Origin of the sequence: Kitasatospora sp. NPDC058048 (assembly GCF_042885555.1) — a bacterium.
GTDB lineage: Bacteria > Actinomycetota > Actinomycetes > Streptomycetales > Streptomycetaceae > Kitasatospora > Kitasatospora lactacystinica.
Map to the genome: position 1 here is coordinate 60534 of NZ_JBHVRT010000010.1, position 20168 is coordinate 80701.

The window sequence follows — 20168 nt, forward strand, 5'->3', positions numbered from 1 at the left end:
GCGCCGGAAGCGTACGTGCACCCCATTACAGTGACTCGTGTCGTTCCGCCCGAGAGATCCGCCCGAGAGATCCGACCGTGAGAGGTGACCAGCCCATGAGCAAGCGCGCGCCGCTGCCGTACGAGTTCCTTCCGCAGGTGCCGTCCTTCCCGCTGACCAGCCAGGACATCACCGAAGGCGCCACACTGGGCCGGGAGTTCATCCACGCCGGCGGCAACCTCTCGCCGCAGCTGGCCTGGTCGGGCCTGCCGGAGGGCACCCGGAGCATCGCGGTCACCTGCTACGACCCGGACGCGCCGACCGGCTCCGGCTGGTGGCACTGGCTCGCCCTCGGCCTGCCCGCCGACACCACCGGGCTGCCGCGCGGCGCCGGCTCCTCCGATGCCGACCTGCCCGGCGAGGCCTCCTTCCACGGCCGCAACGACTTCCCGGGCAACCAGTACGACGGCGCCGCCCCGCCGCCCGGCGCCCCGCACCGCTACGTCTTCGCGGTGCACGCGCTGGACGTCGAGAAGCTGGACGTCGCCGCCGACGCCCCGCCCGCCCAGGTGGGCTTCAACCTCACCTTCCACACCCTGGGCCGGGCGCTGCTCACCGCCGAGTACGGGGTCTGACCCTTGGCGATATCCGAGCGTCCGGTCGAGGTCTGGCGGCTGCCCGAGGAGGAGTGGAAGGCCGGCCGCCGGGCCGTGACCTGGACGGTGGGACCGGACGGGGAGCTGGCCGTCCTGGTGGTGCCGGAGCAGTACACGGCACCGGCCGGGTCCTGGCCGGAGGTCCGGTTCCCGTACGAGGCCGAGGTGGTCGTGATGGGCCCCCGCGGGGAGTGGCGGGTGCCGCTGTCCGGGGTCGACTGGTCGCCGGACCACCTGGCGCTGCTGCCGGGCGGCCGGCTGCTGCTGGTCGAGGCCCGGGCCGAGCAGGACGGGGAGGAGTGGCGGCCCAACGGCTTCGTGTACGGCCCCGACGGGACCTGCGGCCGGGAGCTCCTCCTCGGTGACGACACGCCCGTGCTGGTCGCCGACCGGGACGGCCGGATCTGGATGGCCTACGGGGACGAGGGCATCTACGGCGACCACCCGATGTCCTGCGCGGGACTCCGGGGCGCCGACACCCACGGCCGGGTGGTGTGGAGCCCGGACCACCGGAAGGACCTGCCCGGGTACCCCCTGGAGGGCCTGGCCGGAGCCACCGAGGGACGGTACGCCTGGCTGGCCTGGTACCCGAGCTCCTCGGGCAGCTACCTCACCCGGATCGAGGCGGCCGGCGGGACCTCGTCCACGGTGCCCTGCCCGGTCCGGATGCCGGTCGGCTTCGCGGTCCGCGCCCGGGAGGGCGTCTTCCTGTCCCAGGGCGGGGAGTTGACCTGGCACCTGCTGGTCGGCAAGAAGTGGAAGCGGACCGGGAAGCGCAGGCCGGACGTGCCCGGCGAGCTCGACCGCCGCCGTGCCTACGGCCGGGACGGCGTGCTGTGGTTCCGGTCCGGCAACGGCTGGTACCGGGTCGAGGTCTAGGAAGGGCCCTGGCGCCGGCCCCGGGACGGGCGGCCTTGGGACGGGTCAGGCCCGCCCCGGTCCGGCGCCCCCGCCGCGTGCTCGGCGCGGGCCGCCAGTTCGCGCAGGTGCTCGCGCAGCGCGGGCGGCTCGTGCACCTCGAAGGCGCAGTCCAGCGAGAGCAGCCGCATCGCCGTCCACTCCAGGGAGTCGGTGCGGGAGCGGAGCCGGCAGCTGTGCTCGTCGATCGGCTCGACCTCGGAGTCGCCCGGCCGGAGGCTGCGGCGGACCTGCTCGGCCGGGGCGTGCACGGTGGCGACCACGGTGCCGCTCGGCGACGGGCGGTGCAGCTTGCCCGCCACGTAGGCGGCGGCGTCCTCGGCGGGGAGCGGGCGCGGGGTGAAGCGGACGCCGGTGGCGGCCGGGCCGCTCAGCCGGTCGACCCGGAAGAGCCGCCAGTCCTCGCGGTCCAGGTCGTAGCCCACCAGGTACCAGCGGCGGCCGACCGAGACCAGCCGCTCGGGCTCGACCTGCCGCCTGGTCTCGGCCCCGTCGTACGCCCGGTAGCCGAAGCGCAGCCGCTCCCGGGCGGTGACGGCGCGGGCGAGCACGGTGAGGTCCTCCGGGTCGACGGTCGGGCCGTCCCCGGTGAGCAGCGGCACGGTGGCGGAGTTGAGCGTCCCGACCCGCTGCCGCAGCCGGCCCGGCAGCACCTGGAGCAGCTTGCCGAGCGCCCGTACCGAGGCCTCCTCGATGCCGACCACGGCGTGCCCGGCCGCGGCGCGCAGCCCGACCGCGATGGCCACCGCCTCCTCGTCGTCCAGCAGCAGCGGGGGCATCGCCGTGCCCGCGACCAGCCGGTAGCCGCCGTCCGGGCCCATGCTGGCCCGCACCGGGTAGCCGAGCTCGCGCAGCCGGTCGATGTCGCGCCGGATGGTGCGGGGGCTGACGCCGAGCCGCTCGGCGAGTTCGCTGCCGGGCCACTCGCGCGGGGTCTGGAGCAGGGACAGGAGGCTCAGCAGCCGGGCCGGGGTGTCGCTCATGGCGTCCAGCATGCCCGACCAACTGGGACAGGTTCTGACCTACACGGCCGTTACCGTCGCGGACGTGGAGAAGAGCGGCGTGGACGTGAAGAAGAAAAAAGAGGAGACCGCAATGAGTACCGCGGCAGCGGACCGGCGGAGGTGGATCGCGCTGACGATCGTGATGGTGGCCTCCTTCATGGACCTGGTGGACGTCACCATCGTCAACATCGCCATCCCGAGCATCCAGCAGGACACCGGCGCCTCCTTCAGCGCCATCCAGTGGGTGACCGGCGGCTACGCGCTGGCCTTCGCGATCGGGCTGATCACCGGCGGCCGGCTGGGCGACATCCACGGCCGCAAGCGGGTGTTCCTGATCGGGATCGGCGGCTTCACGCTGGCCTCGGCGCTGTGCGGGCTGGCCTCCGGCCCGGAGATGCTGGTCGCGACCCGGCTGCTCCAGGGCGGGACGGCGGCGCTGATGGTGCCGCAGGTGCTGTCGATCATCCACGCGACCTTCCCGGCGGAGGAGCGCGGCAAGGTGTTCGGCCTGTTCGGCGCGGTGGTCGGGCTGGGCGCGGTCTCCGGTCCGCTGATCGGCGCGCTGCTCACCGAGTGGGACCTGTTCGGTCTGGCCTGGCGGCCGATCTTCCTGATCAACCTGCCGGTCGGCATCGCCGGCCTGCTGCTCGGCCGCCGCTTCATCGACGAGTCGAAGGCCGACCAGGCGCTGAAGCTGGACCTGGTGGGCGTGGCGCTGGCCAGCCTCGGCCTGCTGATGCTGATCTACCCGCTGACGCACGGCCGGGAGGCCGGCTGGCCGCTGTGGGGCTACCTGTCGATGGCCGGGAGCCTGCCGGTGTTCGCGCTGTTCGTGGTGTACGAGAAGGTCAAGACGCGGCGGGACGGCTCGCCGCTGGTGGAGCTGGCGCTGTTCCGGGTGAAGTCCTTCGCGGCCGGCATCTGCGTGCAGCTGGCCTTCGGCGTGGCGCTCGGCATCTACTTCCTGGTCTGGACCCTCTACATGCAGGTGGGCCTGGGCTGGAGCCCGCTCAAGGCCGGCGCGACCGGCATCCCGTTCTCGATCGCGGTCTCCACGGCGGCCGGACTGTCGGTGCAGAAGCTGGTGCCGCGGTTCGGCCGGAAGGTCCTGCAGACCGGCGCGCTGGTGATGGCGGCGGGCGTGCTCGTCTACATCTGGGAGGCGGACCGGTACGGGATGGCGATCACGAACTGGCAGATGGTGCTGCCGCTGGTGGTGATGGGCCTCGGGATGGGGCTGATCGTCGCGCCGATCACCGACGCGGTGCTGGCGGAGGTGCCGCGCGAGCACGCCGGTTCGGCGTCCGGGCTGATCAACACCGTGCAGCAGGTGGGCAACGCGCTCGGGCTCGGCCTGGTGTCGGTGGCCTTCTTCGGGGCGATGGACGACGTGGTCGCGCCGGAGGCGGTCGGGGCGGCGTTCGGCGGGGCCTTCGTGAACGCGATGTGGTGGGTCGTCGGGGTGCTGCTCGCCGTCTTCCTGCTGATGTTCGCGCTGCCGCGGCGACGCAAGGCGGCCGGGGCCGTGGCCGGCTCCACCGCCGAGGAGCGGGAGCCCGTCCTGATCTGACGGAGCGCTCCCGTTCGCGGGCCCCGGTCGCGCGGCGCGGCCGGGGCCCGCGTCGCGCTCTGGGAGGGCCCGGCCCCGACGCGGTCGGCCGGGTGGGTCGACCGCCGGTACGGGCGGCCGGGCCGTCGGTCAGCGCGCACCGGTCGAGGCGGGGGCGGCGGTCGTACGGGTGGTGGTGCGCGGCTTGGCGGCGGCCTTGGCCTCCTTCGCGACGCGCTTCATCTCCTGCTTGAACTCACGTACCAGGGTGAGGGATTCGGGGCCGGTGATGTCCGCGACCGAGCGGTGCGCACCCTCCTCGCCGTACGCCCCGGCCGCCTCGCGCCAGCCCTCCGGCCGCACCCCGTACTGCTTGCCGAGCAGGGCCAGGAAGATCTGCGACTTCTGCTTGCCGAAGCCGGGCAGGGCGTTGAGCCGGCTGAGCAGCTCCTTGCCGGTGCGGACGTTCTTCCACAGCGCCGCGGCGTCGCCGTCGTACTGCGCGACGAGGAACTGGCAGAGCTGCTGCACCCGTTTGGCCATCGCGGCCGGGTAGCGGTGCACCGCGGGCTTCGCGGAGAGGAGCGCGACGAACTCCTCCGGGTTGTAGGTGGCGATCTCGTGGGCGTCCAGGTCGTCGTGGCCGAGGCGCTGCGCGATGGTCAGCGGGCCGGTGAACGCCCACTCCATCGGGACCTGCTGGTCCAGCAGCATGCCGACGAGCGCGGCGAGCGCACTCCGTCCGAGCAGTTCGTCGGCCTCGGGCTGTTGTGCGAGCCGAACGGTGACGTTCACGGGCTTGCCCTCCTCGGAGTTGACGTCTGGTCGGCGCCCAGTCTGGTGGACGCGGCGTTGGCGCACAGGATCAACACGCCCGTAGCCGGGGAAGTCGTCTCTGTACAAGGCCTTGCCAGAGCTGCATTGTTCGTTGGCGGAGCGGTTGCCGGGGGTAGCGGCGGGGTGTCGCGGACAATTTTTTGCCCGCGCCTGTCACATCCGGCGGATGCCCCGGGTCAGGGGAGTGCCGAACCGAACAGCCGTCGAATGGGAGCACTCCAATGTCCGTCGCCCACACCGTCGTCACCGTCCTCGCCGCCCTCATGGTCGGCTTCTCGGCCTACTCCGTCTTCGCCGGCGCCGAGTACGTCGTGAAGCCGCTCGCCGACTACGGCGTCCCGCGCGCCTGGTGGACCTGGCTCGGCGTCGCCAAGGCGGCCGGCGCCCTCGGCCTGCTGGCCGGCCTCGCCGTCCCGGCCGTCGGCTACGCGGCCGCGGTCGGCGTGATCCTCTACTTCCTCGGCGCCGTGATCACCGTCCTCCGCGCCCGCGCCTACGCCCACGCCCCCTTCCCCCTCGTCTACATGGCGCCCGCCGCCGCCTCCCTCGTCCTCGCCCTCGCGGCCTGAGCCGGGGCTGTCCGGCAGCCGGGCCCGGCGGGGGCGCCCGGCCGCCGACCCGCCGCTCCGATGGGGGCGGCGTGCGCGGGGGAGGAGTGCGCGGGGCGGGTATGGGGGCGTGCGTGGTGGGGGAGGGCGCTCGGCTGGGCGGGTGGCTTCGAACGGGGGGAACGAGTCATTTCATATGACTGTTTCTGTTGTGCCGGTGCGGCGAGCTGACGACGGGTCATTCTTGGTCCAATCGACGCGTCCAGAAAGGCTCGCCCGCCGTGACCCAGCCGTTCGAACTGCCGTCCTTCTACGTGCCGCACCCGGCACGCCTCAACCCCCATCTGGACGAGGCACGGGCCCACTCCACCGACTGGGCCCGGGAGATGGGGATGCTGGAGGGTTCCGGAATCTGGGATCAGGCCGACCTGGAAGCCCACGACTACGGCCTGCTCTGCGCGTACACCCACCCCGACGCCTCCGCCGAGGCGCTGTCGCTGGTCACCGACTGGTACGTGTGGGTCTTCTTCTTCGACGACCACTTCCTCGACATGTTCAAGCGCACCAACGACCGCGGTGCGGGCAAGGCCCACCTCGACCGGCTGCCGCTGTTCATGCCGGCCGACCCGGCCGCCGAGCTGCCCGAGCCGGAGAACCCGGTTGAGGCGGGCCTGGCCGACCTGTGGCGGCGCACCGTGCCGGTGATGGGCGAGGACTGGCGGATCCGGTTCGCCGAGAGCACCCGGAACCTGCTCAACGAGTCGCTGTGGGAGCTCGCCAACATCAACGAGGGCCGGGTGGCCAACCCGGTCGAGTACATCGAGATGCGCCGCAAGGTCGGCGGCGCGCCCTGGTCCGCGCAGCTGGTCGAGTACGCGGCCGGCGCCGAGGTGCCGAAGGAGGTGTCGGGTTCGCGGGCGCTGCGGGTGCTGATGGACGCCTTCTCCGACGGGGTGCACCTGCGCAACGACATCTTCTCGTACCAGCGGGAGGTGGAGGACGAGGGCGAGCTGAGCAACGGCGTCCTGGTGCTGGAGCGCTTCCTGGAGTGCTCCACCCAGGAGGCCGCGGACGCGGTCAACGACCTGCTCACCTCGCGGCTCCAGCAGTTCGAGAACACCGTGTTCACCGAACTGCCGGTGCTGTTCGCGGAGACCGGGCTGGACCCGGCGGGGCGCGCCCGGGTCACGGCGTACGTCAAGGGCCTGCAGGACTGGCAGTCCGGCGGGCACGAGTGGCACCTGCGGTCCAGCCGGTACATGAACGGCGGTGGGGCGGCCGCGGGTTCGGGCGGTCCTGGTGGCGAGGTCGCTCCCGGCTCGGGCGGTGGACCGGTGGGCCTGCCGGGCCTGCCGGGTCTGCCGGGAGGGCCCGGAGGCGGCAACTGGTGGGACCAGTACGCGATCGGCGGCATCGGGACCTCGGCGCTGGACATCCTGCGCAGCACGGCCGCCGGGGCCACGGCGGCCACGGCGGAGACGGCGAAGGCGGCGGCGACTGGCTCGACGCCGGCGGCCAAGGGCGCGGCGGGCCCGGCCGCGCGGCGGGCACGGTCGCACGGCCACGTGCCGTACCAGGCCGTCGGGCCGTCCCTGCTGCCCGAGTTCAAGCTGCCGTACGAGCTCCGGCTGAGCCCGCACCTGGACGGTGCCCGGGAACGCGTGATCGCGTGGGCCGAGCGGATGGGACTGCTGGCGGCTGAGCCGGGCGTTCCCGGATCCGGCATCTGGGACGCCGAGTCGATGCGCGACTACGACCTCCCGCTCTGCGCGGCCGGCCTCCACCCGGACGCCACGGCCGACCAACTCGACATCTCCTCGGCCTGGTTGGCCTGGGGCACCTGGGCCGACGACTACTACCCCCGGGCCTTCGGGCGGACCCGCGACCTGGGCGGCGCCAAGGCCGCCAACGCGAGGCTTTCCCTGTTCATGCCGGTGGACGGCGCCCCCACGGCGGAGCCCGTCAACGCGCTGGAGCGCGGCCTCGCCGACATCTGGGAGCGCACCGCCGGCCCGATGACCGTCGAGGCCAGGGGCCGGTTCCGGGTGGCGGTCGAGGCGATGCTGGACAGCTGGATCTGGGAGCTGAGCAACCAGATCCAGAACCGGATCCCGGACCCGGTGGACTACCTGGAGATGCGCCGCTCCACCTTCGGCTCCGAGCTCACCGCGAGCCTCTCCCGCCTCGGCCACGGGCAGACCGTGCCGCCGGAGGTGTACGACCACGGGTCGATGCGCGCGCTGGAGAACTCCGCGATGGACTACGCGTGCATGATGAACGACCTCTTCTCGTACCAGAAGGAGATCGAGTACGAGGGCGAGCTGCACAACGCCGTCCTGGTGGTGCAGAACTTCTTCGGCTGCGACTACGAGTCGGCGGTCCGGATCGTCGACGACCTGATGCACTCGCGGCTGGGCCAGTTCCAGCACGTGGTGCAGAAGGAACTCCCGGTCATGTACGAGGACTTCGGGCTGGAGCAGGCGGCCAGGGAGATGCTCGACGGGTACGTGGGGGAGCTGGAGAACTGGCTCGCGGGCATCCTGAACTGGCACGAGGGCTGCCTCCGGTACGCCACGGCCGACCTGGAGCGGCACTTCGGCGCCGAGCGGGACCTGGTGGAGGCCTCGCAGGCCCGTCGGGCGGCCACGGCGGTGGCCGCCGAGGTTCCGGTGTCCGCCACCGCCCCGGTCCCGTCGGTCCCGCCGCCCCCGGTGCCGCTCGGCCCGACCGGCCTGGGGACGGCCTCGCTGCGCCTGTCGGCGGGCGGGTGACGCCGGAGGGCGGCTGACGCCGGAGGGTTGCTGACGCCGGAGGGCGGGTGACGTCGACGGGTCGCACCCGCGCGGGTCCAGCCCGCGCGGGTGTGCCGCATCGTGGCTAGGCTGGCGAACCGGGGGTCGGCGTGCGCCCCCCGGCGCGCGCACTTTCGCCACACACGAGGGCAGAGAGATGGCTGCGCTACCTGAGGGCACACCCTGTTGGGCCGACGCGATGTTCACCGACCTGGAGGGCGCGAAGGCCTTCTACGGCGACGTGTTGGGCTGGACCTTCGGCGAGAGCTCGTCGGAGTTCGGGAACTACACCCAGGCCTACGCGGACGGCAAGGCCGTCGCCGCGATCGTGCCGCCGATGCCGGGCGCGGAGGCCCAGTCCGCCTGGTGCCTCTACCTGGCCTCGCCGGACGCCGGTGCCACCGCGACGCGGATCCGCGCCAACGGCGGCGAGGTGGTCATGGGGCCGATGCAGGTCGGCGACTTCGGCACGATGGTGATCGCCAAGGACCCGGCCGGGGTGGTGTTCGGCGTCTGGCAGGCCGGCCGGCACGAGGGCTTCGAGAAGCAGGGCGAGCCCGGCGCCTACACCTGGGCCGAGGTGGTGACCCGCGAGCCCGCGAAGGCGGACGCCTTCTTCCCGGCGGTCTTCCCGTTCGGCGTGAAGAAGATGGCGGGCGGGGACTTCGACTACCGGATGTTCCAGGTCGACGACCGGCCGGTGCTCGGCCGGATGGGCGCGGAGGGGGACTTCCTGCCGCCCGAGGCGCCCTCGTACATCAGCGTCTACTTCGCGGTGGACGACACCGACGCCGCGATCGGCCGGCTGACGGCCCGTGGCGGCAAGGTGTATTTCGGGCCGATGGACAGCCCGTTCGGCCGGTTCGCGGCGGTCGGCGACCCGCAGGGGGCGGCCTTCGGGTTGATCGACATCGGTCGGCGGGTAGGGGAGCAGCCGGAGACGGTGGACGTCTGATGCGTCCGACGGGACGACGACCGGCAGGGGTGGCCGATGGGTGAGCGCGAGGAACTCGTCGAAACGCTGGACAAGCACCGCGAACTGCTGCGGCGCACCGTACGGGACCTCACCGACGCGCAGGCGGCCGAGCGCACCACGGTCAGCGAGCTGTGCCTCGGCGGCCTGATCAAGCACGTGGCGGCGGTCGAGGCGCGCTGGGCGCGGTTCATGACCGGCGGCGCGGAGGCGATGCGGCGCGGGGACGGGGGCGCCGCCGACCCGGACGCCTGGGCGGCCCAGTTCCGGATGGCGGAGGGCGACACCCTGGCCGGTCTGCTCGCCGAGTACGAGCGGACGGCGCGCGGGACGGACGAGCTGGTCCGGACCCTGCCCGACCTCGACCTCGCCCACGAGCTGCCGCCCGCGCCCTGGTTCCCGCCGGGCACGGCCTGGTCGGCCCGGCGGGTGCTGCTGCACCTCATCGCCGAGACCGCGCAGCACGCCGGGCACGCGGACATCATCCGGGAGTCGCTGGACGGGGCGAAGTCGATGGGCTGAGCGGCGGTCGCCCGGTACTTTGATCGGCGCATCGAGTGGCGGTTCGAGCGACGGTTCGATCGGCGCATCGAGTGGCGCCGGGGACGGCTGTCAGGGCAGCTCCACGCCGAGGAGTTCGCGCAGCGCCCGGCCGCCGTCCGGGGTGACCCGAAGGGCCCGGCCGGAGCCGATCCGTTCCACCCAGGCGCGGTCCAGGGCGGCCCGGCAGAGTGCCGCGCCGAGCGCCCCGCCCAGGTGGGTGCGGCGTTCCGTCCAGTCCAGGCAACCGCGCACGACCGGGCGTCCGCCCCGGCGGCCCGCGCGCGGCGGCAGCTCGATCGCCTGCGCGGCCAGCCAGTCCCGGCCGTGCCCGGTGACGGCCAGCCCGCCCTCCTCGGTGACCAGGCCGCGGGCGAACAGCGCGTCCGACACGGCCACGCCGAGGCGTCCGGCCAGGTGGTCGTAGCAGGTACGGGCCCGGGCCTCGGCGCTCAGCCGGGTGGCCTCGGTCAGGTTGCGCGGCGCGGTCGCGGTGCCGGTGCCGGTGCCGGACTCGGCGAAGACGGTGAGGTCCTCGATCAGCGTTGCCACCGCGGGCGTGGCCAGCCGGACGTACCGGTGCCGGCCCTGTCGTTCCTCGGCCAGCAGCCCGCCCGCGATCAGCCGGGACAGGTGCTCGCTGGCCGTGGACGGCGCCACGCGCGCGTGGCGGGCCAGCTCACCGGCGGTCCAGGCGCGACCGTCGAGCAGCACCGTGCAGATGGCGGCGCGGGTGGGGTCGGCGAGCAGGGCGGCGAAGGCGGCGAGCGTCATGCCTCCATGGTCGGGGCACAGGGGAGCGTGCGGGCGCCGAGTCGCGTACCGGGGCGGAGCGGCGCACGGAGGACGGGGCGGTCGCGGCGGCGGGGCCGCGTGGGGGAGCGGAGCCGGGGACATGCCCCCAGGGTCGCCCCCGCACGGTTCGGCCGGGGCCGAAACGACCCGGGGCCACGATGACGGCATGAGCGAAACCACGGTGGCCTCCGGCCCCGCGACGATGACCTTCTCCCGCTACGAGGACGTGACGGCGGCGCTGGCCGACCCGGCGCTGGTCCCGCCGCCCGCCGGGCCGTCCGCGCCCGGAGCGCCCGGCGCCGCCCCCGGCACGGTGGCCTGGCTGCGGTCCGCCGTCGCCAGGTTCAGTTCCGGCGAGCCGCACGCCCGGCGCCGGGCGCTGGTGCTGGCGGAGCTGGAGCGGCTGGACCCGGACCGGCTGCGGGTGGCCGCGGCCGCCGGCTTCGAGTCCGACGTCCGGCTGCGGGTGGTCCGGGTGCTCGCGGCGGAGCTCGGCCTGGCCGACCCGGAGGCCGTGGCGCGGGATGTCGCGACGGTGTCCCGGGCGTACTTCGCCGATGCGCCGGCCGACCAGGTGGCGGCCGACCCGGCGGCAGACGCGGCGGTGGCCCGGCTGCTGTCCGTGGTGGGGGACCGGGACGACGCGGCGAAGGACGGGGACGACGCGGCGGGGGACCGGGAGGACGCGGCGAAGGACGGGGACGACGCGGCGGGGGACCGGGACGAGGAGACGGCCGCGAACCGGATCGGTCTGCTCGTCCAGGCCTGCGACGCCACCGCCGCGCTGGTCGAGGGCGCCCGCCGGCACGAGGACGGTCTGGCCGGCGTGCTGCGCGCGGACCCGCCGGTCCGGACGATGCGTCGGCTCGCCGCCCGGGCGACCGAGGTCGGCCGGGTCGCGGTACCGGCCGGGACGCGGGTCCTGCTCGACATCGCGGCGGCCCAGTCTGGGGCGCCGGAGGGCGTCGCGCTCACCTTCGGCGCTCCGCCCCGGAGTTGCCCGGGCCGCTCGCAGGCGCTGGTCATCGCCGAGGGCATCCTGTACGGCGCCTCCGATCCGGCGGACGCCGGGGCGCCGGACATGCCGACCGTGCCGGATCGGGGGAAGGTCGAACTCGCCTCCCTGGTACCGGAGATGGTCGAGAGCGTGCTCGCCCTGGCGGCCGGCTGGACCGCCTGGGGCGGTCGCCCGATCCTCAACGCCGACGGCCGAACCTACACGCCGCACAAGGCTGTTCGCCGTATCGCCGACCATCTCGTCGACCACCTCGCCGAGTTGGAGGCCCGGGTGGCCGGTGAGCCGACCGAGCCCGACCACTGGCACGCCTCCGGGGTCACCACCCCGGCCGACCTGGCCCCGTTCACCACCGCCGACCTGGACGAGGCCCGCAGCCGGCTGACCCGGTTGGCCGGGATCTGGTCCCGGCGGATCACCGCACTGCCGGACGAGTGGTTGGACGACTCGCCGGGGACGGGCTGGAGCTTCCGGCAGATCGTCCGGCACGTCTCCGGGGCCGGGTACTACTACGCGGACTCGGTCGGCGCGCTCGGCAGCCTCGCGGGTGCGACCGACCACCCGGAGGGTGCGACCGACCACTCGGAGGGTGCGACCGGCACCCCGGCGAACGCGACCGGAAACCTCACGAACGACCCGACGGAGACGACCCGATGACCCCCTTCGCCGCCCTGCACCACCGCCCCGGCCGTCCGCTGCTGCTCCCCAACGCCTGGGACCACGCCTCGGCCGTCGCCCTCGCCGCCCAGGGACACCCCGCGATCGGCACCACCAGCCTGGGTGTGGCGGCCGTCGCCGGCCTGCCCGACGGTGCCGCCGCCACCCGCGCGGAGACCGTACGGCTGGCGCGCCGGCTCGGGCGGGTCGGCTTCCTGCTCAGCGTCGACGCGGAGTCCGGCTTCAGCGACGATCCGGACGAAGTCGCCGAACTGGCCGTGGAGTTGGCGAAGGCCGGAGCGGTCGGCATCAACCTGGAGGACGGCCGGGCGGACGGTTCGCTGACCCCCGTCGACCGCCATGCCGCGAAGATCGCGGCGGTGAAGGCGGCCGTGCCGGAGCTGTTCGTCAACGCCCGCACCGACACCTACTGGTGCGGGCAGGACGCCCCCGAGGCGGGGGCGCTCCGGCGCCTGGACGCCTACCAGCGGGCGGGCGCGGACGGCGTGTTCGTCCCCGGGCTGGCCGATCCGGCGGCCATCGGCCGGCTGGTCGGCATGCTCTCCGTCCCGCTGAACATCCTCTGGACGCCGGCCGGCCCGGGCCTCGCCGAGCTGGCCGCGCTCGGGGTGGCCCGGGTCAGCCTGGGCTCGCTGCTGTACCGCGCGGCACTGGCGGCGGCGGTGGCCACGGCGGCGGCCGTCGCGGCCGGCGAGCCGGTCGGTCCGGTGCCGGGGTACGCGGAGGTGCAGGCCCTCAGCGGGAGTTGAGCGTCTCCGGGGAGCGGTGACGGGCGCCCCAGGGCCGGCGCCCCAGGGCCGGCGCCCTCAGGCCCCGTGGCGGGCGGTGCGGGCCGCCTCGATCCCGTCCAGGATGACGTTGACGCCCCGGGCGAAGCTGCTGTCCCGGCCCGCCTCGACCTCGCCCGGAACCTCGGTGGTGTACAGCCGGTGCAGTCGCGGGAACTCCTTGGTGGCCTCGATGACGGTGGGCAGGAGCCGGTTGATCCACTCCTGCTCGTCGTGGCCGCTGCGGGCCAGCGAGCTCACCCAGGAGGCCTCCACGCAGGCGGTTCCGATGGTGTAGCCCATCACGGCGCTCATCGCGTCGTTCGCGTCGCCCATCTCGAAGCCGGCCGTGTCCAGGACGGCCAGCAGGGACTCGGAGATGCGCATCCAGTTGGGGCCGAGGTAGATCATCCCGACGTCGCCGATCACCGAGACCATCCACGGGTAGCGAATGATGGTCGCGCGCATGCTCTCGGCGCACTCCATGATCTTCGCGCGCCAGACCTTCGGGTCCTCGGAGCCCTCGGCCTCCGGCTGCGGGAGGGTACCGAAGACCTGGTCGACGACCAGGGCGAGCAGTTCCTCCTTGTTGGCGACGTGGGTGTAGAGCGAGGTCGCGCCAGCGTTCAGCCGGGCGGCGAGCTTGCGCATGCTCAGCGCGTCGATGCCGTCGGAGTCCAGCAGTGCGAAGGCCTCGGCGACGATCTGCTCGCGACTGAGGGAGGGCTGCTCCCGCCGTCGTTGGGGGCGGTTCCACGGCAGGGGGATGCCCGGGGTCGTGCCGTCCTCTGATTTGGCCGCCATCGGGCCCTCCTCGCCAGTCGTCGATCGCCGGACCCGGTCCGGTGCGGCGCAGCTTGCCACAGGTCGCTGCGAACAGTGTACGGCCCAACGAACGGTGTGCGGAGATCGAACGGCGTGCGGCATTGCGAACAGTGTGCGGTGTCCGTACAGTGTTCGGAGCGGCGCACACCGTACCCCTGGGGACGGAGGGCGGTGTGCCCGCGACGACTTCCGCGCGGCTCCGGCCGGCCACGGCCACGGCTCGCGCGCTCATTCCGAAGCCCGAAGCCCGAAGCCCGGGTTCGCAGCGAGAAGCTCAAACCCGGGTTCGACGCGAGAAGTTCAAAGGGGGAAAACGCCGTGCAACGTCATCCGCAGCGCTGGCTCATTCTGGTCGTGCTCTGTCTCAGCAGCCTGGTGCTGGTGATCGACAACATGGTGCTCACGGTGTCCATCCCGCCGATCGCGGAGGACCTCAAGGCCGGGGCGCAGGACATCCAGTGGATCATCGACTCGTACATCCTGGTCTTCGCCGGCCTGCTGCTCACCTCGGGCAGCCTCTCCGACCGCTTCGGACGGCGGAAGGTGATGATCGTCGGACTCGCGCTGTTCGGCGCGGCCTCACTGGTCGCGGCCTACGCCGGCAGCTCCGGTGAGCTGATCGCCGGGCGCGTCCTGATGGGCGTCGGCGGCGCGCTGGTCATGCCGAGCACGCTCTCCATCCTGATCACCGTCTTCGACGACGAGGAACGCCCGAAGGCGATCGCCGCCTGGACCGCCGTGGCCATGGTCGGCCTGGTCGGCGGTCCGGTGCTGGGCGGCGCGCTGATCGCGCACTTCTGGTGGGGCGCGGTCTTCCTGCTCAACGTGCCGATCGCGGCGGTCGCCATCATCGCCGCGGTGCTGCTGATGCCGGAGTCCAAGGGACCGTGGCGCCGACCCGACCTGCCGGGCATGGTGCTGTCGATGGTCGGCATGACGGCGCTGGTCTGGTCGATCATCGTGCTGCCCCGGGACGGCTTTACCAGCGTGAGCACCCTCGGCGCGCTCCTGCTCGCGGTGGCCTCGCTGACCGGCTTCGCCGTCCGGCAGGTCCGCACCGACTCGCCGATGGTCCCGCTCAACCTGTTCCGCAACCGGGTCTTCACCGGCGCCAGCTTCTCGCTCGTCCTGCTGACCTTCGCCACCGGCGGGCTGATGCTGGTCCTCACCCAGTACCTCCAGTTCGTGCTGGAGTTCTCGCCCACCGACACCGGCCTCGCCTTCATCCCGCTGGCCATCGCCTCGCTGGTGTTCAACGCGCTCGGCGCGGTGCTCGGCAAGAAGGTCCCGGCGCGGGTGCTCACCTCGATCGGCATGCTGATCATCGCGGGCGGCTTCGGGCTGCTGGCCACCCTCTCGGTCGGCGACGGCTTCACCAAGGTCGCCCTGGCCATGCTGGTGCTCGGCGTCGGCTCCGGCCTCGGCATGCCGGCCGCCGCCAACGCGCTCATGGGCGCCATCCCGAGCGAGCACGCCGGCGTCGGCTCCGCGCTCAACGACACCATCCAGCAGTCCGGCGCGGCGCTCGGCGTGGCCATCCTCGGCACCGTGCTCTCCAGCACCTACACCGGTGCGATGCCCGACGCCGCCCCCACCGCCGCCCGCCACGACATCACCGGCGCGCTCGCGCTGGGCGGCTCCACCGGGGACGGCGGACTGGTCGCGGCCGCCCGGGAGGCGTTCAACACCGCCACCTCCACCACCTTCACGGTGGGCGGCATCGCGGTCGTCGCGGCCGCGGCGCTCACCCTGGTGCTGATGCGCGACGGCCGGAAGACCGCCGACGGGACGGCCGGGACCCCGACGGAGCCCACGGCCGAGCGGGTCGGCTGACCCCCTCCGGGCCGTTGGCCCCGGCCGCCCCGGGCGGCCGGGGCCAACGACGCGCCCGCGCGCTCGCCTCCCGGGACGCGTAGCCTCACCTCATGGACCCGTCCTCCCCGTACCTGGAGCGCGTGTCCCGACTGCCCGGCGCGGTCGTGTGGACGAAGCGGGCCCCCGGCCGTACGGATGCCGGACGTACGGGCGCGGATGCCGGACGTAGGGGCGATGCCTCGGCCGGGGCCGTCCTGCCCGACGGCTGCATGGACCTGCTGTGGACGGAAGGCCGGCTGCTGGTCGCCGGACCGGACACCCGCGCCTTCCGCCCCGGCCCCGGACTGCGCGGCCCATGGGTCGGCGTGCGCTTGCGCCCCGGTGCCGCCCCCGCCCTGCTCGGCGTCCCCGCCCACGAACTCCGCGACCGCCGCGTCGAGTTGGCCGACCTGCGGCCAGCCGCCGAGGTCCGACACCTCACCGAACGCATCGGCGCGGCCCCCGACCCGGCCGCCGCACTGGAAGCCCTGGCCCTGCGCCTGGCGGCCGAGGCACCGCCCGAGGACCCGCTGATCCGCGCGGTGGCCGCCTCGCTCGCCGCCGGGCGGTCCGTCGCCGCGACGGCCGGGACGGTCGGCCTCGGCGCGCGCCAACTCCACCGCCGCTCCCTGACCGCCTTCGGCTACGGCCCCAAGACCCTCGCCCGGATCCTGCGCATGCAACGCGCCCTGGCCCTCGCCCGCGCCGGCGTCCCACTGGCCGAAACGGCCGCCCGGGCCGGCTATGCGGACCAGGCCCACCTGGCCCGCGACGTACGGGAGTTGACGGGCATGCCGGTCACCGCGCTACTGCTCTCCTAGCCTCCCCCTACAGCGGCGCGAGCAGATCCACCCCGTTGCCGTCCGGATCGTGCACCACGGCGTACCGCTGCCCCCAGAAGGCGTCCCAGGGCTTCAGCTCCCCGTGGTACCCGGCGCCGGTCAACTCCTCGTACACCGCGTCCACCTGCGCGGGACTCGCGCAGCGGAACGCCAGCGCGGTGCGCGTACCGCCGCTCGGCGGCTGCCACCCGGGATGGAACGACCGGATGGTGGCCTCGGCGTCGAGCACCAGCAGCGGCCCGCCCGGCAACGTGCCCTCGACGTGCGGCTCCCCCTCGGCCCCTGCCGGAAACTCCACCCCCAACCTCCGGTAGAAGGCGACCGAGGCGGTCATGTCCGAAACGGCCAGCCCGACGAAGGCGAACTGCGGTGCAGATGTGCTGTTCATGCCTGCCACGCTAGACACCTCCCACGCACCCGGTCTTGAACGAATCGGACACCCGGGGCCCGCCCGGTCCGCCCGGTCCGCCCGCCCGGTCCGCCCACCCGATCCGCCTGGCCGGGGCCCGCCCCGAAGCGGCACCGACACCCCGACGCGCTCGCTCCCCGCGCGGGTCGCGGCGCCGGATCAGAATGGGTCATGCCCACACCGGACTCCTCGGGGCCGCCGCCCGAGCACCCATCGCCCGGCACGGCCCCCGCCCGGGCCGGAGAGCGGTGGTGGCCGGTCGTCTCCGCGGTGCTGATCGCCGCCCTGCTGCACGTCCTGCTCCCCGAGACCTATCGGGAGAGTCCCCCGTGGGTGCTGCCGGCGGTCCTGCTCGTCCTGCTCGTCGTGCTGGTCGTCGGTGACCCAGGTCGCATCGACCGCCGGCGGCGGTGGCTGCGCGTGGTCACCGACCTGGTGATCGCGTTCGTGACGCTGGCGAACCTGTTCGCCGCCGGGCGGCTGGTGGCCGACATCCTGACCGGCAACAAGATCTACGCCAACAACGCCACCGGCCTGCTGGCGACCGGCGGCGTGGTCTGGGCGACCAATGTCATCGCGTTCGCGCTCTGGTACTGGGACCTGGACCGGGGCGGGGCGGCCGCGCGGGCGTACCGTCCGTTCGCCGACCCCGCGTTCGTCTTCCCGGAGATGCAGCACTCGCACCACGCACCGCCCGACTGGGTGCCGATCTTCGCGGACTACCTCTCGCTGTCCTTCTGGACGGCCACGGCCTTCAGCCCGACCGACGTCTCCGCGATCCGGAGGTGGGCCAAGACGCTGATGATGGCCCAGGCCGCCGTCTCACTGATGGTCGGAGCCCTGGTGATCGCCCGCGCGATCAACATCCTCCAGTAGCCCGCGCAGACCCGCGGGCGGTACCCGGGCGGGCCGCCCGGGTACCGCCCGCGGCCGCCGTCGGCCTCAGCCCTTCTTCCGCAGCACCATGAACTGGTCCGGCTTGATCAGGTCCATGCTGTACCGGAGGGTGTTGTCCGGCAGCATCGTGATCGCGGGATAGACCACCCCGTGGTCCTCGTCGGCGAGGCACTTCGTACCGGGGGAGGAGCCGGTCACCCGGTGCGCGTAGGTGATCCGGTTCTCGCTGGCCTGGGAGAGCGTCCACGCGCCCTCGCACCAGGTGCCGGACTGCGGCCTCTCGGTGCGGATCCTGCTCTTCTCCTCGCTCTCCGCCGACTGGACGACGGTGAGGACGACGGTGGTGACCTCCCCGCCGGCGGCCGTGCGTTCGCCGACCCACGTCCCGAGGAACTTCGCGGGGACGACGCCCGGCCCCGAGTCCGAGGGGGGTGCGCCGGGCGAGGGGCTGTCGTCGGCCGGAGCGGAGGCAGCGCCGGTCGGTTCCGGGCCCTTCGGTTCCTGGCTCTTCGGATCCGGGCTCTTCGAAACCGGGGCGGTGGGTGCCGCCCCACCCCCGGTCGGGGCGGTCCGCCCGGCGTTCGATGCGCCGGTGTCCCCGTCGTTCTTCCGTAGTTGTTCGACCATCAGGTACCCGCCGCCCAGCAGCAGTGCGCCGACCAGCACGGCCGTCAGCGCGCCGTACCTCCGTCGGCCGCGTGGCCGCGGCGGGTGCGGCCCGTAGCCCGGCACCGCCGTCGGCGCCGTGAGCGGTGCCGGTGGCACCGGGGCCGGGGCCGGGGCCGGCGTCCAGGGCTCGACGGGCGGGACGAGCCCTACGGGCGGTGGGCCGAAACCCGGCGGGCCCGGCATCCCGGCCCCGGCTGCACCAGCCGTACCGGGAACCCCAGCTGTACCGGGAACCTCGTACGCACCGCCGCCCGGTACGGCCCTCGCGGCCTCGCCCGTTTGCGCCCTCGCCACCTCGGCGACCACCGAGCGCCCGGTGGGATCCGGGGCCGCGACCACCGGCTCCGCACCAGGGGCGGCGGTCCTCTCCTCCGTGGTCCTCTCCTCCGGGGCCCTTTCCTCCGTGGTCGTCCCCTCCCGGGCCTCCCGCTCCCCCTCCAGATCCAGCAGCTGCACGGCGCTGCGCCCGACCGCCGCCGCCAGGGCCGGCGGCAGCCAGTGGCCCTGCCCCAGCCGGGCGGCGGCCGCGCCGTCGCCGTCCAGCCGTTCCCGGAGCCGTTCGGGCGTCGGGCGGCCGGACGGGTCCTTGGACAGGCAGTCACGGACGATCGAGTGCAGCGGGCCGGGCAGTCCGGAGAGGTCGGGTTCCTCGTGCAGCACCCGGTAGAGCAGGACGGGCGCGCTCACCCCGGAGCCGAACGGCAGCCTGCCGGTCGTCGCGTACGCGAGCACCGCGCCGAGCGAGAAGACATCGCCGGCCGGCCCGGCGGGCAGCGCGTTGACCTGCTCCGGCGACATGAAGCCCGGCGAGCCGAACACCTGGCCGGACTGGGTGAGCACGGTGGTGGCGTCCAGCGCGCGGGCGATGCCGAAGTCGATCAGCCGGGGGCCGTCCAGGCTGAGCAGCACGTTCGACGGCTTGACGTCCCGGTGCACCAGGCCGAGGCGGTGCACATGGGTGAGCGCCTCGGCGAGACCGACTCCGAGAGTTCGCACGGCCGGCTCGGGCAGCGGCCCGAACTCCCGTACGGCGGCGTTGAGCGCGGGGCCGGCGACGTAGCCGGTGGCCACCCAGGGGCGGTCGCCCTCGGTGTCCGCGTCCAGGACGGGTGCCGTCCACGTGCCGCCGACCCGTCGGGCGGCCGCCACCTCCTGGCGGAACCGGGCCCGGAACTCGGGGTCCCCGGCGAGGTCGTGACGGACCACTTTGACGGCGACGGTCCGCCCGCCCGACGTCCGGCCGAGGTAGACCCGGCCCATCCCGCCTGCCCCGAGCTGCCGCAGCAGCCGGTACTCGCCCACCCGCCGCGGATCGTCCGCTGCCAGCGGCTGCATGCCCACGCTCCCCTCGACGCCGGGCGCGGCCGTCCCCACCCCTCGCGTCCGGAGCAGACGTTATCGGTCCGGGACCACCCGTGGGACGGGATCACGGTCACGGAATCATCATCAGACGATCACACCGCCCCTGGCTTTCACGGCCCACGGCCCCGCGACAGCCCGCCTCCCCGTCGCGCCCACCCGTCGCCCCTCTCGGGACCGAGCGCCGGCCAACCGTTGGCCGCCGCCAGGCGGGTGCGGGAGGCGCGTCCGACCACAACCGGAACGGCAACCGTGAGACGAC

At 73.9% G+C, this 20168-nt stretch carries 18 protein-coding genes; 12 read left to right on the forward strand and 6 right to left on the reverse strand.

Annotated features, from left to right (window positions below):
* Nucleotides 1–95 precede the first annotated feature (95 nt).
* Both ACFVVA_RS13370 and ACFVVA_RS13375 read left to right on the forward strand, forming a co-directional pair.
* Entirely contained in the window at nt 96–614 is a 519-nt protein-coding gene (locus tag ACFVVA_RS13370) for a YbhB/YbcL family Raf kinase inhibitor-like protein (RefSeq protein WP_387688854.1), read from the forward strand.
* A gap of 3 nt (nt 615–617) precedes the next feature.
* Nucleotides 618–1514, forward strand: coding sequence for a hypothetical protein (locus ACFVVA_RS13375; RefSeq protein ID WP_387688856.1), 897 nt, complete (start codon nt 618–620; stop codon nt 1512–1514).
* On the opposite strand, the gene ACFVVA_RS13380 is transcribed toward ACFVVA_RS13375, so the two are convergent.
* Nucleotides 1511–2536, reverse strand: a complete 1026-nt coding sequence (locus ACFVVA_RS13380; RefSeq protein ID WP_387688858.1) for a helix-turn-helix transcriptional regulator — start codon at nt 2534–2536, stop codon at nt 1511–1513. The genes ACFVVA_RS13375 and ACFVVA_RS13380 overlap by 4 nt on opposite strands.
* A gap of 112 nt (nt 2537–2648) precedes the next feature.
* Between ACFVVA_RS13380 and ACFVVA_RS13385 the strand changes: the two genes are divergently transcribed.
* Complete coding sequence (locus ACFVVA_RS13385; protein ID WP_387689151.1) at nt 2649–4127, forward strand: MFS transporter; 1479 nt, start codon at nt 2649–2651, stop codon at nt 4125–4127.
* 129 nt (nt 4128–4256) lie between these two features.
* On the opposite strand, the gene ACFVVA_RS13390 is transcribed toward ACFVVA_RS13385, so the two are convergent.
* Nucleotides 4257–4901 (reverse strand): HhH-GPD-type base excision DNA repair protein, encoded by a 645-nt coding sequence (locus ACFVVA_RS13390; RefSeq protein WP_387688860.1) that lies wholly within the window; start codon nt 4899–4901, stop codon nt 4257–4259.
* A gap of 263 nt (nt 4902–5164) precedes the next feature.
* Here ACFVVA_RS13390 and ACFVVA_RS13395 point away from each other — a divergent pair, with 263 nt between their 5' ends.
* The 4 genes from ACFVVA_RS13395 (at nt 5165) to ACFVVA_RS13410 (ending at nt 9778) form a co-directional block, all read left to right on the forward strand.
* Nucleotides 5165–5512: a DoxX family protein gene (locus tag ACFVVA_RS13395; protein ID WP_387688862.1), complete on the forward strand. Its 348-nt coding sequence runs from the start codon at nt 5165–5167 to the stop codon at nt 5510–5512.
* 260 nt (nt 5513–5772) lie between these two features.
* Nucleotides 5773–8262 carry a germacradienol/geosmin synthase gene (locus ACFVVA_RS13400; RefSeq protein WP_387688864.1) on the forward strand — a complete coding sequence of 830 codons (2490 nt, stop codon included), beginning with the start codon at nt 5773–5775 and terminating at the stop codon, nt 8260–8262.
* Between the two features lie 178 nt (nt 8263–8440).
* Complete coding sequence (locus ACFVVA_RS13405; RefSeq protein ID WP_387688866.1) at nt 8441–9238, forward strand: VOC family protein; 798 nt, start codon at nt 8441–8443, stop codon at nt 9236–9238.
* Nucleotides 9239–9274: 36 nt separating this feature from the next.
* Complete coding sequence (locus tag ACFVVA_RS13410) at nt 9275–9778, forward strand: DinB family protein (RefSeq protein ID WP_387688868.1); 504 nt, start codon at nt 9275–9277, stop codon at nt 9776–9778.
* A gap of 90 nt (nt 9779–9868) precedes the next feature.
* On the opposite strand, the gene ACFVVA_RS13415 is transcribed toward ACFVVA_RS13410, so the two are convergent.
* Nucleotides 9869–10570, reverse strand: coding sequence for an ArsR/SmtB family transcription factor (locus ACFVVA_RS13415; RefSeq protein WP_387688870.1), 702 nt, complete (start codon nt 10568–10570; stop codon nt 9869–9871).
* Between the two features lie 187 nt (nt 10571–10757).
* Here ACFVVA_RS13415 and ACFVVA_RS13420 point away from each other — a divergent pair, with 187 nt between their 5' ends.
* Together ACFVVA_RS13420 and ACFVVA_RS13425 are read left to right on the forward strand one after the other, a co-directional pair.
* Nucleotides 10758–12263, forward strand: a complete 1506-nt coding sequence (locus ACFVVA_RS13420) for a hypothetical protein (protein WP_387688872.1) — start codon at nt 10758–10760, stop codon at nt 12261–12263.
* Nucleotides 12260–13033: an isocitrate lyase/phosphoenolpyruvate mutase family protein gene (locus ACFVVA_RS13425; protein ID WP_387688874.1), complete on the forward strand. Its 774-nt coding sequence runs from the start codon at nt 12260–12262 to the stop codon at nt 13031–13033. The genes ACFVVA_RS13420 and ACFVVA_RS13425 overlap by 4 nt, the downstream gene beginning before the upstream one ends.
* 57 nt (nt 13034–13090) lie before the next feature.
* Here ACFVVA_RS13425 and ACFVVA_RS13430 read toward each other — a convergent pair whose 3' ends face one another.
* Complete coding sequence (locus ACFVVA_RS13430) at nt 13091–13855, reverse strand: TetR/AcrR family transcriptional regulator (RefSeq protein WP_380635475.1); 765 nt, start codon at nt 13853–13855, stop codon at nt 13091–13093.
* A 339-nt stretch (nt 13856–14194) separates the two neighbouring features.
* Here ACFVVA_RS13430 and ACFVVA_RS13435 point away from each other — a divergent pair, with 339 nt between their 5' ends.
* Together ACFVVA_RS13435 and ACFVVA_RS13440 are read left to right on the forward strand one after the other, a co-directional pair.
* Complete coding sequence (locus ACFVVA_RS13435; protein WP_387688877.1) at nt 14195–15709, forward strand: MFS transporter; 1515 nt, start codon at nt 14195–14197, stop codon at nt 15707–15709.
* 92 nt (nt 15710–15801) lie between these two features.
* Entirely contained in the window at nt 15802–16551 is a 750-nt protein-coding gene (locus tag ACFVVA_RS13440) for a helix-turn-helix domain-containing protein (RefSeq protein ID WP_387688879.1), read from the forward strand.
* Between the two features lie 7 nt (nt 16552–16558).
* Here the strand turns inward: ACFVVA_RS13440 and ACFVVA_RS13445 are convergent, their stop codons facing one another.
* Nucleotides 16559–16960, reverse strand: coding sequence for a VOC family protein (locus ACFVVA_RS13445; protein ID WP_387688881.1), 402 nt, complete (start codon nt 16958–16960; stop codon nt 16559–16561).
* A 192-nt stretch (nt 16961–17152) separates the two neighbouring features.
* Here ACFVVA_RS13445 and ACFVVA_RS13450 point away from each other — a divergent pair, with 192 nt between their 5' ends.
* Nucleotides 17153–17857 (forward strand): hypothetical protein, encoded by a 705-nt coding sequence (locus tag ACFVVA_RS13450; RefSeq protein WP_387688883.1) that lies wholly within the window; start codon nt 17153–17155, stop codon nt 17855–17857.
* A 66-nt stretch (nt 17858–17923) separates the two neighbouring features.
* Here the strand turns inward: ACFVVA_RS13450 and ACFVVA_RS13455 are convergent, their stop codons facing one another.
* The gene (locus ACFVVA_RS13455; protein WP_387688885.1) at nt 17924–19882 is read right to left on the reverse strand and encodes a serine/threonine-protein kinase; all 1959 of its coding nucleotides are present in this window, start codon (nt 19880–19882) and stop codon (nt 17924–17926) included.
* Nucleotides 19883–20168 lie beyond the last annotated feature (286 nt).

Bases quoted from the DNA above. Each gene is read 5' to 3' on its own strand.
- ACFVVA_RS13370 (WP_387688854.1), top strand. From the start codon at position 96: ATGAGCAAGCGCGCGCCGCTGCCGTACGAGTTCCTTCCGCAGGTGCCG.
- ACFVVA_RS13380 (WP_387688858.1), bottom strand. From the start codon at position 2,536: ATGAGCGACACCCCGGCCCGGCTGCTGAGCCTCCTGTCCCTGCTCCAG.
- ACFVVA_RS13385 (WP_387689151.1), top strand. From the start codon at position 2,649: ATGAGTACCGCGGCAGCGGACCGGCGGAGGTGGATCGCGCTGACGATC.
- ACFVVA_RS13395 (WP_387688862.1), top strand. From the start codon at position 5,165: ATGTCCGTCGCCCACACCGTCGTCACCGTCCTCGCCGCCCTCATGGTC.
- ACFVVA_RS13405 (WP_387688866.1), top strand. From the start codon at position 8,441: ATGGCTGCGCTACCTGAGGGCACACCCTGTTGGGCCGACGCGATGTTC.
- ACFVVA_RS13410 (WP_387688868.1), top strand. From the start codon at position 9,275: ATGGGTGAGCGCGAGGAACTCGTCGAAACGCTGGACAAGCACCGCGAA.
- ACFVVA_RS13415 (WP_387688870.1), bottom strand. From the start codon at position 10,570: ATGACGCTCGCCGCCTTCGCCGCCCTGCTCGCCGACCCCACCCGCGCC.
- ACFVVA_RS13420 (WP_387688872.1), top strand. From the start codon at position 10,758: ATGAGCGAAACCACGGTGGCCTCCGGCCCCGCGACGATGACCTTCTCC.
- ACFVVA_RS13425 (WP_387688874.1), top strand. From the start codon at position 12,260: ATGACCCCCTTCGCCGCCCTGCACCACCGCCCCGGCCGTCCGCTGCTG.
- ACFVVA_RS13430 (WP_380635475.1), bottom strand. From the start codon at position 13,855: ATGGCGGCCAAATCAGAGGACGGCACGACCCCGGGCATCCCCCTGCCG.
- ACFVVA_RS13440 (WP_387688879.1), top strand. From the start codon at position 15,802: ATGGACCCGTCCTCCCCGTACCTGGAGCGCGTGTCCCGACTGCCCGGC.
- ACFVVA_RS13445 (WP_387688881.1), bottom strand. From the start codon at position 16,960: ATGAACAGCACATCTGCACCGCAGTTCGCCTTCGTCGGGCTGGCCGTT.
- ACFVVA_RS13450 (WP_387688883.1), top strand. From the start codon at position 17,153: ATGCCCACACCGGACTCCTCGGGGCCGCCGCCCGAGCACCCATCGCCC.
- ACFVVA_RS13455 (WP_387688885.1), bottom strand. From the start codon at position 19,882: ATGCAGCCGCTGGCAGCGGACGATCCGCGGCGGGTGGGCGAGTACCGG.